Here is a 15,516-nt window from a genome sequence, read left to right as displayed (position 1 = left end):
CCTTTCAAGCGCCGGTGCTAGTCGAAGGGGCAGGAGCAGGAGCCGGTGCCGCAGGTGGCGCCGCGTTACGGGCAGCAGGGGGCTGCGGCGCGGCTGGCTGAGCTACACGCTGCTGGGCCTTGGCCTGTTGGGCCGCCAGCTCTGCGATAACCCGGTCGCGTTCGCCATACAGCGAAATGGTGCCACCGGCCATCACCAGAATGCGATCAAGACGCGTGAGGATGTTAGGGCGGTGCGAAACGATAAACACCGTGGCGCCGGTTTCTTTCAGTTTTTGCAGCGCCACGCCCAAGGCACGCTCACCGATATCGTCCAGGTTCGAGTTTGGCTCATCAAGCACGATCAGGCGTGGGTTACCGTAAATCGCGCGAGCAAGACCAATACGCTGGCGCTGCCCGCCTGACAGATTGATACCCTCGCTACCGATGACCGTGTCATAGCCGTCCGGCAGCATCAGAATCATTTCATGCACGCCAGCCATTTGCGCGGCCTCTACCACCTTCTCCGGGTCCACCTTGTCAAAGCGAGCAATATTTTCGCTGATGCTGCCTTCAAACAGCTCAATATCCTGAGGCAAGTAACCAACATACGGGCCCAGCGCTTGCTTGTCCCAGCTGGCGATATCAGCCCCATCAAGACGCACTACGCCGTGCTGCGGTGGCCAGATACCCATCAGCGCGCGCACCAAGGTGGATTTACCCGCAGCGCTTGGACCAACGATCCCAACTATGGACCCCGCCGGGACTACGAAGCTGATGCTGCGTATCACCGGCGCCTTGGCACCTGGAGGCGCAACGATCAGATTCTCAACCTGGATATGACCTTCCGGCGCCGGCAGGGGCATGCGCTCCGGCTCGTTATTTAAATCATCCATCACTTTGTTTAAGCGGTCGTACTGAACCTTAGCAGCGACATAGCCTTTCCAACTTCCGATCATCTGATCGATGGGGGATAGCGCGCGACCTAGCAGCAACGAACCAGCCATCATCAGACCAGGATTTATCTGATGGGTGACCACAAGATAAGCGCCCATTGCTAACATGATGGACTGTGACCAGATGCGAAAGGTCTTGGACACCGAGCTCACAGCGCCGCCTTTATCGCTTGCGTCGGACTGGAGAAGCATGATGTAACGTTGGCGCTTAGCCCAACGGTCCATGAGCGTTTCAAGCATCCCCATAGACTCTATGGCTTCGGCATTGCGCAAGGTCTTGGTGGTGACCACATTGGACGCGACGTTTTCCTTGTTTGCGGTCGACAAGGCGGTGCCAGTTACCTTGTGATTCACGACCGCTAACACAGTAAGCACCAGTCCACAGCCAAGTGTTGCCCATCCAAACCAAGGGTGAAACAAGAACATGACCACCGTATAGATGGGGAACCAAGGCGCATCGAAAAAGGCGAAAAGCGCAGATCCAGTGAAAAACTGGCGCAACGATGTGAGGTCGTTAAGGGACTGAGCAGTCGGATCTGAACCGCTACTTTTGAGCGCACGCTTAAAGCTTGCTCTGTAAACATCACGGCTCAGCAAAACAGAAAGTCGATTACTGATTCGTACCATGATCCGAGACCTCACCCACTCCAGCGCACCCATGGTGATGACAAGCACGGTCATTATTAGGGTGAGCATGAGTAGCGTAGAGGTGCTACTGGAAGGAACCACGCGGCCAGACACCTGAATCATGAAGAAGGTGGGCACCAGCATCAGCGCGTTGACGAAGAAACTGAAAAAGCCTACCGAAAGGAAGCTGCTTTTGCAGGCTTTGAGGGCGGCTTGCAGATTGTTTTCGGATTGATAACTCATGGCGTCCGTACTAAGAATGGCGAAAGCGGCGGGCAGTGTACCACCCGGCCAGGAGGGCAGCGTGTCAGATTGCTCCCCTGGCCACTTCGTTCAGCGACGAACTGCACCTTTTAGATGAAATTTGCCGAACAGGATCGTGACCGCTTACCGACTACGACTACGACTACGACTACGACTACGACTAAAGCTTGATCAGGCGACAAACGGTGACGCTCACCTAAGATGCCTGAAACTGGCGCCAAAAAAACCACGATCACCAAAAAAAAACCACCACCTGAAGATAATGCTCTGACTCCGCAGAACTTTTTGGAGTGCTAAGCCCTCGAACCGAAACGAGCAGGCATAGCCAAAACTGCGCTACCGATCATCGCGGCTATAGCTAAGTTCCGCATACATATGAAAATTTTTTTAGATTTCTTGGTTGACATCCCCTCCTCTGGGCGGCATCTTCGCCTCTCTCAGGGAGCCTTCAATGGCCGTTTAGTGTATGCACGGGTTTGAGCATGTTAGCTACCAGTGTCACTGCTTAAAAGGAGCTTAACAACGCCATGTCTATGCCTTCGCACACCCTTGATGGCTTGAAGATCAGCTCTCGGGTCACACTGCTCGAACCGGGTATGTATATCTTCAGGTACGCCTCGCAGCCCCCAGCAGACAAGCCCGTTTGCATAGCCCTTCAGCAAGCCCCCCTGGGCAAAGGCTCTATCGATTTCTTCCCCGCCGAGGGCGTCAGCAAGAACATGCTGACCAAGCTGGGCGACACCATTGTTGCGCGCGTCAAAGCCGGCGTAACTACTGTGCTGATCACTGAATACCACATGTTCGACGCAGTGATTGACCCGGTTGACTTGCGCATTGATCGCATCGACACCTCGCCGGCCATCATGCGTACGTTCGCCGTGGTTGCCACCGAACCCGCCCAGGCGCTACCCACCGACGCAACCCCGCTTCCCGTCACTATTACTGCACATATGCAGCAAACGGGCGAAGTTGTGTCGGCGCATGGCTATGTAGGGGCACCTAACAGCAACGAATTTATTGAATGCTTTGCAATCGACCTGCCGAACAAGCCTGTCGGGGTCGACCTGCTTTATACCTGTATGGTGGCCGGCTCCGGCCCCAGCCGTAATGTATCCACGGGCACCACCGTGGGTGCTCGTGGCCAGGGGCTGCCCCTGATATGCGTAGGCTTCAGCCTCGTAGGCCCTCTGCGCAAGCATTACGAATTAACCGGCCTGCTCGCATTTGGAAGTGCGGAACCTCAGCGCCTGGTAACCAATCAGATGATGCACGGCCCCACCGGCAATGAGCCGCTGGTGGCGTTGCACCTCGCCGTAACCCCCGTAACGAAGATGAACGCTGCCCGCCTTAAGTCTCCGTGGGAAAACTCTGCGTCACAGCAGAATACTATTGCAGCAGGCCAAACGGCTTGAAGTAACAGGAAGACATCATGCAATACGATAGCCCTCAATCGAGCAGCGATCTGCAAGCTACCCTGAGCGCAGACAGCGCCAACCTTTCCAACGTGACCCTGGCGGCCATCAACAGCCTGCTGAACCTGGACACCGTTGACACCGTCGGTATCGCCGGCATCACCGGCAACACCGTTCAGCTGCCAACCTCCGGCCAAGCTGACATCGTTCTCGGCGAAGTCGAAGGCGCCCAAGGCGACCAAGTTGTTGTCGACCTGGCTGCTGCCGAAGCCGCTGGTGTCAGCGCCTACGTGCTGCAGAGCGATGCCAACCTGGTTGTTGACCTGCAAGGTCAAGCAGCTGCTGGCGACGTTCAAACCTTCGCTGCTGCCCTGGCTCCAGCCGTTGATACCTCGGCCATCGAGCTGGTAGTTGCAACTGGCAACGGTGACGACGTCATCACTGTCAAAGGCGACCAGAACACCCTGATCGACGCTGGCGACGGCAACGACACCATCGTGACCGGCAACGGCAACAACACCGTTATCGCTGGCCTGGGCAACAACAACGTGACCACCGGTTCGGGCGATGACACCATCATCCTGAGCGGCAGCAACCACGCTGATGTCGTCAACGCCGGTGCTGGCTACGACGTAGTCCAGCTGGACGGTTCGCGCGATGACTACACCTTCACCGTTGGCAACAACTTCAACGTCAACCTGACCGGCAACCAAACTGCCGCCATCACCGACGCTGAGTTCCTGACCTTCGTGAACGGTGACACCACCGAAACTGTAGCCCTGGCTCACAGCGACGAAGAAGCAGCTGCCCTGCGTCTGTACCAAGGCATCCTGGGTCGCGACGCTGACCTTGGCGGCGCCAAGAACTTCGTTGAAGCTGTCAACGCCGGCGTTTCGCTGACTGACATCGCCAACACCTTCCTGAACTCCTCCGAGTTCGCTGGCGCCAACAACGCTACCGACATCAACGAGCTGTACAACGCTCTGCTGGGTCGTGACGCTGAAGAAGGCGGTACTCAGGTATGGCAAGAAGTGCTGGCTGCCGGCGGTTCGCTGTCTGACGTCGCTGCTGCCATCGCAGTATCGGCTGAAGCTCAGGAGCTGGACGCTTCCAACGCTACCTTCGTCAACGACCTGTACTCCAACGTACTGGGCCGCGATGCCGAAGAAGCTGGCCTGAACGCTTGGGTAGAAGCTCTGTTCAACGGCGCAAGCCGCGCAGAAGTTGCCAAGGCCATCGTTGGTTCGGCTGAAGCTACCGACAAGTCCAACAGCGACTTCGTCGACTCCCTGTACCAGTCCGCTCTGGGTCGCGAAGCCGACGCAGGTGGCAAGGCTGCATGGACCGAAGCTCTGGCTGCAGGCGTATCGCACGCCGACGTCGCCCTGGGCATCGTTGGTTCCGCCGAAGCTGCAGACCACATCGACAACGTCGTTGTACTGCACGGCCAGGTGTAACTAGCCCTGTCGTAGCGAAACGTACACCCGGCCGCAAGGCCGGGCGTATGCCAAAGGGGGCGGCTTTCGAGTCGCCCTTCTTTTTATTTTTTGTAGCCAAGCCAAGCTTATGTCCAGACAACTCGACCATGGGCGAGAAACGCTCATGGACATCTTCCACCGCCACCGTCAGGCCAACGAGCACGACGCGGCGGCAACTGCACTCGAACGTGCGTTGCAGATTCCCGAGTACCGGGCCGAAGCACTCGTATGGAAAGGCATTGCGGCCTTACCGCAAACGCCTGAGCTAGCTTTTTTATTTTTTGCCAATGCCTCCAAGGCATTGCCCGATCGGGCTGACGTTCACGCTTTGGTAGGGCGCAGCCTACTAGCGCAAGGCAAATGGGGGATGGCTACGCGCTACCTCACCAATGCCTGGAAACTTCAACCCAACGACCTTGCCCTGCGGCTGACCCTTTGGGAGGCCCGTAGCCGCTCCGAGACGCCCGCTGAGTTGCGGCGCATGGTTCTGGCCCACCTGCCCGATATCCAGACTGGGAAAGAGCTTGGGTTGGTACTCAAACTGCTGGCGGCGCAATCCGACGCTGCAGGTACCATCGGCGTCGTGCGCTACCTGCCTGAGCAGAAGGAAATACAAGGCTGGGCGATTGATTTGCAAAACCTACAAGCACCCGCAGCACTTGTTATCGAAGCCAATGGGGCGCGCATCAATGCAGCGGCCAACAGCGCCCATCCGCTGCTTAGCGCTGCGGGGCTGCCAGCTACCCACGGCGGTTTGCGAGTGAGTGTGCCGAACCCCACTACTGCGGTGCACCTTCAGTTTGCCAACGGGACGCCTCTGCTTGGCAGCCCGGTTTACGCAATGCCGGTTTTCATTCCACCTGCCAGCGTAGGTGGCGGCGAAAACAACCCAGTGGACGTACTTATTCCGGTCTACAACGGCATTGAGGAAACCCTGGAGTGCATCAATAGCGCACTAGACGCCCGCAAGCTGAATCGCACGCCGCATCGTCTGGTAGTCATCGAAGACAAGACGCCCGTCCCCGCCCTGGTAAAGGCACTTAAGGTGCTTGCTGCCAAGGGCAAGATCACGTTGATCAACAACGCGGTTAACCTCGGTTTCATCCGTACAATTAACCGCGCCATGGCACTTAGCCCGAACAAAGACGTGGTATGGCTCAACGCTGACACCCGCGTGCACGGCGCTTGGCTGGATCGGTTGCGTGAAGTGGCTTATAGCGACGAACACATCGCGTCGGTAACGCCGTTCACCAATAACGGCGAGCTGATGAGCTTCCCCCGCAGCCAGATCTGCCATGAGATGCCCAGCGCCAAGGCCCAGGCTGAACTGGATGAACTCGCCCGGCAGGTGGCAAGCCCGCCTGTTGAAATCGAGACTGGCTGCGGCTTTTGCCTATACATCAAACGGGCTGCATTGGACCAGATAGGCTACCTGGACGAAGTGCACCTGGCTCGAGGCTACGGCGAAGAAACCGACTGGTGCCTGCGCGCCCGCAGCCACGGCTGGCGTCACATGGGAGCGCCTAACGTGTTTGTGGCGCACCAGGGTGGTATTTCGTTCGGTGCCGAGAAAGTGATGAGGGTGGCCGTCAACAACGCGACATTGCGCAAACGGTACCCAGACGCATCCAGCCGCTATAAAGCGTTTTGTTTACGCGACCCTATTAAACCTGCACGTCAAGCATTACAACGGGCGCGGCTTGAGCATCTGGCAACCAAGCCGACGAGCGAGCAACGATCAAGTTGGCAAACGGTTACGGATACTACGCTCTACATCCACGATGGCTTTAACGACGATGCTGACTTCAGCCTTACTTATCATCAGAGCAGCCATCGCACCTTTGTATCACTCACTGCCCCACTGCACCCATTGCCGTTGAATCTGGAATTTGAACTGCCAGCTGATTTCAACCGCTTGGTCGAATGCCTGGGGCGGCTACCGCTGCAGGCAATCGTGTTCCAGAACCTCACCAACTGCCCGCTGAGCTTATGTGACCTGCCGGCGATGCTGGACATTCCGTATAGTATCCAGTGCAACGACGATCGTCTGCTTGATCAAGGGAGCGATTACGACTGGCGGCGTTTTGCGCAGAAGGCTGCGAGCGTTCAGTTGCCGTGGACAGCGTTGCGGCTCCGATACAGCAGTGTGCTTCCCGATGCTAAGCTGGCAACCAAAGCCGCCACGGTATCAATCGGTCTACCATCACCTCCGCCTCAGTCGCTCGTAATTGGTGACAGCCTGCGCGATGCAACCATTGCCCACCGCTGGCTGGAAGTTGCAAGGCATATCAAGCGCACGAAATTGTCTACCCGTCTGGTTGCGCCAAGCGATGGCCCGTTGCTCAAACTGTTCCAGGCCACTGGAACCGTTCATGTTCTACCCGACCTGGATGGCTTTACCCTGGTCGAGCGAGCCCAAGCCGCAGGATGTGATGCTGTGCTCAGCCTGGCTGAAAACCCTGGCAGCGACTGGGCGGCCCCTGGTTTGGCAGCCCAGCTGGGTTTACCGCTGTTCGCCCCTTCCAATTTGCTGGCAAGCGAAACAGGGGCCGCAGCCCTTACCTCTTTGCCTTTCACCCCGAGCCTGGCCCGATGACCGAACACCTTCTGGATCAACCGAAAACGGCTCAGCCCGTCACCCTGCCCGCCTTCAGCGGTGCCATTCTTGGTCTTCAGGGGGATGTATTGCACGGCTGGGCAATGGACAACACGCAGCCGGAAAATCGCCCCGTCATCGAGATATTCATTGATGGGGTCAGCGTTGCGCTAGCGCGCGCCGACCAATATGAGCCTAACGCACCAGCGGGCGACCAGTACCATGGCTTTGCCGTGCAATTGCGTCAGCGCTGGCTTGATGACGCACGGTTGATTACCGGATACATCGCCAACCAGTCATTCGAATTGGAAGGGCAATTGTCACTTCCGGCAGATCCCAGTGATGACAGCGCCTCGATTGCGTCCCAGGTCTGGCATACAGGCGGCCTGCGTGTCGGTGGTTGGTGCTGGGATCCGAAAGCACCTGATCGACATGTGGAGATTACAGTACGGGAAGGCGATCACGTGGTTGGTCGAGCTGTGTGTAATGAGCACAACCAAGCCTTGGCGTACCGCGCCACCAGCGACCATGGCTTCGCCATCGATCTGCCTTGGGAATTGGCCGATGGCAATGTGCATGTATTGGAGATCGTGAATGATCTTGGCCAGCAACTAGCAGGCAGCCCCATTCGCTTGTGCTGCTGGCCGGAGGGCGTTGAAGGTCTGCTCCAGAAATTGGATCCGTCACACGACGCCGCAACGCTGGCCCTTCTGACTGAGGTTGCCAAGGAGCAAACCATGCGCCTGCCGAAAAGCGTAGGCTGGGATCACTATGCGCAATGGTTCGAGGCGTTCCAACGTCTCGATACTCTGCCGGTACCGCAATTACAAGGAAATTTGGGAGTATTGCTACTAAGCGATGGCGATGTTGCACTAGAACAAATTAGCCTTCGCAGCCTAAATGCTTGCCAAACCAGTGTGCGGGCATTGGCCATTTCCACACCTAGCAACCTGTTGCCCGCTCTGGCCGAACTGTTTGAAGACGGCTGCGATCGTTTCTTACCCTTGTGGGCGGGAGATCGCCTTGCGTCGCTAGCCTTGCCGCATCTGAGTGCTCTACTAGACGACGGCAGCGCATGGGCCTTTGCGGACTGCGACCGCGACGGCCAGCTGGGTGAGCGCAGCCTCCCATGGCTGAAACCGGTATGGGACATCGATCTGTTCATCGGCGCTGATATATTCACTCCTGGGGCAATCTTTGGCGCAGACATCGTCAAACAAGCGTTGGCGATGCTTACAGCCCGCGAGGCCAACAAGGTCATAAATTGGCACGACCTCACAGCTGGTATTGCTCTGGCCACCCAGCGGTCTGGCGCGCTCGTTGCGCACCTCCCACGCGTACTTTATCACCGGGGAGCGTCCGCACCAGAAAGCCCGGAGCGAGCGCAGCCATCTGCGCAGCGCCAACGCGCACTTGAATGGTTAAGCGGCAAGTTGGCCCCTGGGGCAACTGTAAGCCAAGTGGCCGACTACCCGGCACTTCTCAGGGCCCACTGGCCACTGCCAGCGCAACTACCCCGAGTGAGCCTCATAGTGCCAACGCGGGATCAGTACAAGTTGCTTCACACCTGCATTGAAGGGCTATTGAACGACACGGATTATGACAATCTGGAAATCATCGTTGTTGATAACCAGTCCACCGATCCCAAAACGATTCAATACCTCTCAGAGCTGAACGCGCGTGGAGTGAAGGTACTGCCTCATCCTTACCCATTCAATTACTCTACAATCAATAACCGCGCAGCAAATCTTGCAACTGGTGAGCTGATTGGGCTAGTAAACAACGATATTGAAGTGATCGACAGCGGCTGGCTGAAGCAGATGGTGTCGCAGGCACTGCGCCCTGGAGTTGGGGCGGTGGGTGCCAAATTGCTCTGGCCAAATAAGATGGTGCAGCATGGTGGTGTGGTTGTTGGCATAAACGGCCTAGCTGCGCACAGTGGCAACACCCTCGACCAGCGAGATGCGGGCTATTTGGGGATGAATCAGCTTACAAGACGGCAAAGTGCAGTCACTGCGGCATGTCTTCTGCTACGCAAAACGGTTTTCGACACGCTTGGTGGTTTGGATGAGCGCGCGTTTCCGGTAGCGTTTAACGACGTGGATTTTTGTTTGCGCATCGAAAAACTCGGTCTGCATAATATATGGACTGCCAGCGCGCTACTGATTCATGCTGAGTCAGCAAGCAGAGGGAAAGACGTGTCGCCGGAAAAAATGGCTCGTGCTCAGCGTGAGCAGCAGTTATTTAGAGGACGTTGGTCTAATTTTTATACCGACCCCTATTATCATCCAGCGTTAAGCTTGGACTATCTAAGCGGTCCGTACGGGGGATTGTCGTTGCCTCCGGAATCAAAAATATGCACCTCAAGGAAAGCCCCAGCCGATTACCAAGATGCGCGGCCGATCACTTCGGCCTCTATCTAAAGCGTGAGTAATATCAGCGATTACTACAGGGATATATCGACATGAAGCATCTGGACTGCACACTTCGAGATGGTGGTTATTACAATAACTGGAACTTCTCGGAGGCGCTTATAGCGCAGTATATGACCGCCATGCAAGCGGCTGGAATAGAGATTATCGAGCTAGGCCTACGCTCTTTAAAAAACAAGGGTTTTAGCGGCGCTTGCGCTTACACCACTGATGAATTTCTTAACACGCTGGACTTACCTGAATCTCTGACCATTGGTGTAATGGTAAACGGCAGCGAACTTGTTGGGAAGAACGGCGGCCAGAACGCGCTTAATTCGCTATTCCCTAACCCCGCAAGCAAATCGCCAGTTGACCTCGTTCGCATTGCTTGCCACGTGCACGAATTTGCCGAGGCGCTTCCTGCAGCGAGTTGGCTGAAGGAGCAAGGGTACGGTGTCGGCTTCAATTTGATGCAGATAGCAAACTGTTCTGAGGATGAGATTAAAGCATTAGCCAAACTTGCTAATGACTATCCGTTGGACGTCCTTTATTTCGCTGACAGCATGGGCAGTATGTCACCTCATGAAACAGCTCAGATTATTGGATGGCTGCGAAGTGAATGGCAGGGTGCACTCGGTATCCACACACATGACAATCTAGGTCTGGCGCTCTCTAACACCCTACGCGCAGTTGATGAGGGAGTGACCTGGGTTGATTCCACAGTGACCGGGATGGGGCGTGGCCCCGGGAATGCCCGAACTGAAGAGCTTGCTATAGAGATTGCTGCACGCACAGGTAAGCCCGCAAACCTGATACCCATGATGACGCTTATACGCGAGCATTTCAGGCCTATGCAAGTTAAGTATGGCTGGGGTACTAATCCTTACTATTACTTGGCTGGTAAATACGGCATCCATCCTACATATATTCAGGAAATGCTCGGCGACTCTCGTTTTGGAGAGGAAGACATACTTGCAGTCATTGAATACCTCCGAAACGAAGGAGGTAAGAAGTTTAGCGTACACACACTTGATGCCGCACGGCACTTTTACCGTGGTGAGCCCACCGGCCGATGGGCGCCGGAGGAACTGTTTGCAGGCCGCGATGTATTGCTGCTTGGTACTGGTCCGGGCGTGGCTGCACACCGCCGAGCTCTGGAGCATTTCATTCGCGAACATAAGCCGGTCGTGATGGCACTCAACACCCAAAGTTCAATCGCGGCTGAGCTGATTGATGTAAGAGTAGCTTGCCATCCCGTACGTTTGCTAGCGGACTGCGAAGCGCACCTTCGCCTACCTCAACCGTTGATGACACCATACTCAATGCTTCCTGTCGATGTACAGGGTGCACTCGCTCATAAAAATATTCTTGATTTTGGGCTCAATGTCCAACCTGACGTATTCAGGTTTGATAGTACCTACTGCACTATACCTACCTCTCTAGTAATGGCATATGCCATGGCGGCTGCGAGCTCTGGTAAAGCTAAGCGTATCTTGATGGCAGGTTTCGATGGTTATACAGGTGAAGATCCACGAAACGCTGATACGAATAAGCTGTTGAGGCAATATCAAGAGAGCCCCTCAAGCACTCCATTGCTATGCCTAACGCCGACTCGATATGACGTTGACAGCCAAAGTATTTATGGACCACTAAAATGAGACACGAGAAAACAACATGTTTCCTGCCTTGCCGAAAAGGCAGCCAGCGAGTACCTAATAAAAACATTCGACCATTTTGTGGCTACCAGTTTGGGCTAATTGAAATAAAATTGAAGCAGTTGTTAGAGGCGGATGCGATAGACAGCATAGTTCTCAGCACGAACGATGAAAGCATACTGGAATATGCCTCTTCGCTTGGGAATTGCAAAATAAAACTTCACAAGCGACAGGAGCACCTTTCGACAAGCGAGACGAGCACCGACCAACTCGTTGCTCACGCTCTCGAACTGATTGATGAAGGTAATATTTTGTGGACGCATGTGACCTCGCCGTTTCTTAATGCATTCCACTATAATGAAATTGTTAAGCTTTATAGCGAGAAAGTGCTTGAAGGCTACGACTCCTTGATGACTACAAACCTGATACATGGGTTTCTTTGGCAGAATGGGGATGCAATGAACTATGACAGGCAAGTTGAAAAATGGCCAAGGACTCAAACGTTAACTCCAGTGCATGAAGTAAATAGTGGCGCTTTCCTAGCCCACACAAAAATTTATAGCGAGCTAGACGACCGGATCGGTCGACGCCCATACCTCTACTCACTGGACAAGCTAATCAGCCATGACATTGATTGGCCAGATGACTTCACTATCGCGGAATGCTTGCTAGAAAAAGGCCTTGTCAGTCTATGAAAACTCCAGGAATAGGATTAGAAAATTATAAAACTCTGATATTTGATTGTGATGGCGTACTTTTAAATTCTAACAAAGTTAAAACTGAATCCTTTTACCGAGCTGCTATCCCATATGGGGAATCCTCAGCCCAAGCCCTTGTTAATTACCACATTGCCAATGGTGGGATATCACGCTACAAAAAGTTTTCACACTTTTTAGAAAACATTGTTTCAGAACATATCGAGCCCCACACATTGGATGTGCTCCTAAACAATTACGCTGAAAGTGTTAAAAGTGGCTTAATGACTTGTGAGGTCGTGGGGGGCTTAAGGGAGCTTCGTCGAAAGACTGAGAATGCTCGGTGGCTCATCGTTTCTGGCGGCGATCAAGCAGAGCTTCGTCAGATATTTTCACAGCGTGGCCTACTTGATCTATTTGATGGAGGCATATTTGGCAGTCCTGACATCAAAGAAGACATCGTTAGACGTGAACTGGAAAGAGGAAATATAGTTCGTCCTGCAATTTTTTTTGGCGATAGCAGATATGATTACAAGGTATCTTTGGAAGCCCAGGTCGATTTCTTATTCATGAGTGATTGGACCGAAATACCAAACTGGCAACAGTGGTGCTTAGAGAATGAAATTGAATCGCTGAATAGTATTTCTTGTCTTAACAAATTCAAGACCTAATGTTCCTTACCATGAACGTAGCCGCTTTCCAATTTTGCTTCCATATCCATTGATAGTTTTGTGGCGTCATAATTTAAGCCTATTGGTGTAACTTCGAAAATCTTGATTAATCAGGTTTGCCAAATTAGCCTCACGCCCCATTCCTAAAGGATTGGGGCTTCACACAGCGGAATTTGAAACTCAGATATGAGCCTCATATGCTCTGAGTTTTTCCACTGAGCCCCATCCCTGAATGTGTAGAACTGAACGTCCCACGCGACGAAGCTATTGGATATTGGGTTGGAGTTTCGGCAGGGACTAATTCTTTTAATCAAGCGTTTCTAAGAAAGATTTAGTCGAGGTGTAATCTATGTCGCGAGCATGATTTCAGAATCGATTCTTGCCTCAAAGGCTTTGATTATCCAAGCACCTATTGAGATCTAGACATTGCTCAACGGATAAATTACAGCAAAAAAAATCGTTATTAGACATCGGAAACTAGCCTTTTCATCACCGCATAAGGGTTATCAGCCATAGAACCGTCTTTAAACATCAATGATAGAGCCACATATAAAACCTGCGAAAGACCAATCAAATTATATGAATCTCCTGCCACCTCTTGATCTTCAGCATCATGACAGAGAACATATTTGAGCGCAGGCTTACATTTGGAGAACGACTCATAAAAGAAGGTTTTGTCAGTTTTTTTTACAACTAGCATCTTTCTTTTATATGGAGAGTTATCAAAGTGCGATAACTGATCGCTGTTTAGCTTGGCATTTTCTTCACCAGCAAAATAAAGTAAACTGTCGTTATATTTATGCGAAGAAAATATGGCTTCCTCTGCGTGCCTCAACTCCATTCCGCTCATCGGACTAGCATCTAACACCCCCCAGCTTATATAATTTTTCAAAAGTCTGAAAGAATTATTTGTTCCGGAAACTATAAACTTATCAGCACTAAAAGCCTTAAAAACACTGGAAAAAGATTTTTTCACCACCTGGGTTTCATAAAGTGCGGCCACAGGAGTTTTACCACGATGAAGCATATTCAAAAAGTGATATCCGTAAGTTGATGGATGAGAGCTTCCATCTACTATCAAGAAATCTAGATCCTGGTTGAATAGCGGTGAAAGCTTAATAGCATTCTTAAATTTATTTTCAACAAAACACAAGTTCCAAACTGGATGCTCATACTTTCCATTCACAGTGTACTTTCCAATGCTCCTATTCCTGTACTCCCTAACAAATAAGCACCAGAAAACCAAACGAATATCGTATCTATTAAGACCACCCAATGCCTTTAGAGCTACATCATATGCACGCTTATCAGTTTCTAGATTGAAAAACTCTTTTTTAATTGAGCATTTATCCTTGGGATTGTTAGTTATAAGATATGCATTTCCAAACCTGAAATCGCCCACCATAATAAAAGGATAAGCAACCTTCGAAAACTGCTCAACCTTTTCATGCCAAATTGGCAAGCTCCCATGGCCATAAAACTCATCAGTAATCCCAAAAAAATTTTTTAGCTTTTCCCAACGGACCACGTGAGAAGGCCCAATAATCATAACTTAAGCTCCTAAAGACTCTTTAACATTCATGAATCGCAATCACATGTTAAAATAACACATAATTTATACAAAATCGTAATTGCCTATGAACATTGAAATTTTCAACCGTAGCGATGCAGCTCCCTGTGCATCGCTACTATAGTTCACAATGTCATCTTGCCTGCTATAATTAACTTAATTTTTAAAAAGCGCAGCTTTGGCTTTATTTAATCGATCCTTCAGCTCAATAAAATAACCTAATTTAGGAGGGAATGACTTATCATGACGACGCACTGCACCAATGAAATCGATGTAGTAATTTTCCAAATCTACAGGGTACTCTGCGGTGCTCCCGGGCGGAAACTGGCTACCGGACAGTACGGAATGCGCGGCAAACGCATTACGACCAATTTCTATTAAAGCCGTACAGTCTGGATACTGGCTTAAGATGCTTTTATTGCTCGAAACAAATATCTCTGAAAGTCCACGCTGACATAAAATAAATGTACTCAAAAAAACTTCAGATGCGTTGATCAGCAACCCCTTATCATATAGATAGAATCCGTATAAAAGCATTGACGATGCGGTATTCCAGTAGACTATACGCGCTCTCGCGCTTTCATCGCGCATTTCATAGATATCCTTGGCAATATCAAAGGCACTTTCACGCAGCTGATAAAATTCAGCCAATGGAATAATATTAGTCCCTGAAGATATCCACCAGCGCAATGTTACTGGGTCTAGAGGGCCGATGGGTTTTTCAGTTATCAAACCCTTACGGATATGAACTATCTCACGCCCAACATCGGCCCGCCCTACAGGATCCTCGCCTACTCGGAATGCCAACACGGAGAGCACCCCTAAATAGAACTTGCTGCTTCTATCCATTGAAAGCAAAAGTGAACGAAGATAGTGATAGAAAATAGTTTTGTCAGAAATGCGGCTGCGAAAATTGAAAACCATCTTATTAAGGTAGTGTATATCATGCGAGCGTTGAACATCGAATTCCAACGGAGGGGCTACTGTTGAAATCTCATTATCAGGACCGCGCACCAACACACTATCGGCAACGAGTGAAAAATCGGCCGGCATTGGAAAAATACACGTTTGCTCAGATACAGCGGCTGGTCTATGCCAATTTATGCCGCCATCAAAACTAACCGAAGCGTTTTCTGTAGCTCCGACTCTCAATGCGACTTCAAAAGCACCATACTCAAATGTTATTATCAACATCAGCTCACC

Annotated in this window: 10 protein-coding genes; 7 read left to right on the top strand and 3 right to left on the bottom strand. The window is 52.0% G+C overall.

Annotation, left to right across the window (positions count from 1 at the left end; genetic code table 11):
• Positions 1–4: 4 nt before the first annotated feature.
• Positions 5–1,804, bottom strand: coding sequence for a type I secretion system permease/ATPase (locus tag CWR53_RS06385; RefSeq protein WP_100851074.1), 1,800 nt, complete (start codon positions 1,802–1,804; stop codon positions 5–7).
• 554 nt (positions 1,805–2,358) lie between these two features.
• Between CWR53_RS06385 and CWR53_RS06380 the strand changes: the two genes are divergently transcribed.
• From CWR53_RS06380 to CWR53_RS06350, 7 genes are all read left to right on the top strand, one after another.
• On the top strand, positions 2,359–3,237 hold the full coding sequence (locus CWR53_RS06380; protein ID WP_100851073.1) for a hypothetical protein: 879 nt from the start codon (positions 2,359–2,361) through the stop codon (positions 3,235–3,237).
• Positions 3,238–3,254: 17 nt separating this feature from the next.
• Positions 3,255–4,694 (top strand): DUF4214 domain-containing protein, encoded by a 1,440-nt coding sequence (locus CWR53_RS06375; protein ID WP_100851072.1) that lies wholly within the window; start codon positions 3,255–3,257, stop codon positions 4,692–4,694.
• Positions 4,695–4,839: 145 nt separating this feature from the next.
• Positions 4,840–7,311, top strand: coding sequence for a glycosyltransferase family 2 protein (locus CWR53_RS06370; protein WP_100851071.1), 2,472 nt, complete (start codon positions 4,840–4,842; stop codon positions 7,309–7,311).
• Entirely contained in the window at positions 7,308–9,734 is a 2,427-nt protein-coding gene (locus CWR53_RS06365) for a glycosyltransferase (protein ID WP_100851070.1), read from the top strand. The genes CWR53_RS06370 and CWR53_RS06365 overlap by 4 nt, the downstream gene beginning before the upstream one ends.
• A gap of 41 nt (positions 9,735–9,775) precedes the next feature.
• A complete protein-coding gene (locus tag CWR53_RS06360) occupies positions 9,776–11,380 on the top strand; it encodes an aldolase catalytic domain-containing protein (protein WP_100851069.1) in 1,605 nt (534 codons plus the stop codon).
• The gene (locus CWR53_RS06355; RefSeq protein ID WP_100851068.1) at positions 11,377–12,072 is read left to right on the top strand and encodes a cytidylyltransferase domain-containing protein; all 696 of its coding nucleotides are present in this window, start codon (positions 11,377–11,379) and stop codon (positions 12,070–12,072) included. Before CWR53_RS06360 ends, CWR53_RS06355 begins: the two co-directional genes overlap by 4 nt.
• Positions 12,069–12,743: an HAD family hydrolase gene (locus CWR53_RS06350; RefSeq protein WP_100851067.1), complete on the top strand. Its 675-nt coding sequence runs from the start codon at positions 12,069–12,071 to the stop codon at positions 12,741–12,743. The genes CWR53_RS06355 and CWR53_RS06350 overlap by 4 nt, the downstream gene beginning before the upstream one ends.
• 463 nt (positions 12,744–13,206) lie before the next feature.
• On the opposite strand, the gene CWR53_RS06345 is transcribed toward CWR53_RS06350, so the two are convergent.
• Together CWR53_RS06345 and CWR53_RS06340 are read right to left on the bottom strand one after the other, a co-directional pair.
• Positions 13,207–14,292, bottom strand: a complete 1,086-nt coding sequence (locus CWR53_RS06345) for a hypothetical protein (protein WP_181405468.1) — start codon at positions 14,290–14,292, stop codon at positions 13,207–13,209.
• Between the two features lie 177 nt (positions 14,293–14,469).
• Positions 14,470–15,507 (bottom strand): hypothetical protein, encoded by a 1,038-nt coding sequence (locus CWR53_RS06340; protein ID WP_138031809.1) that lies wholly within the window; start codon positions 15,505–15,507, stop codon positions 14,470–14,472.
• Positions 15,508–15,516: the final 9 nt, after the last annotated feature.

The organism is Pseudomonas sp. SGAir0191 (assembly GCF_002812565.2).
Taxonomy (GTDB): domain Bacteria; phylum Pseudomonadota; class Gammaproteobacteria; order Pseudomonadales; family Pseudomonadaceae; genus Aquipseudomonas; species Aquipseudomonas parafulva_B.
This window is presented reverse-complemented; position numbering and strand designations above follow the sequence as displayed.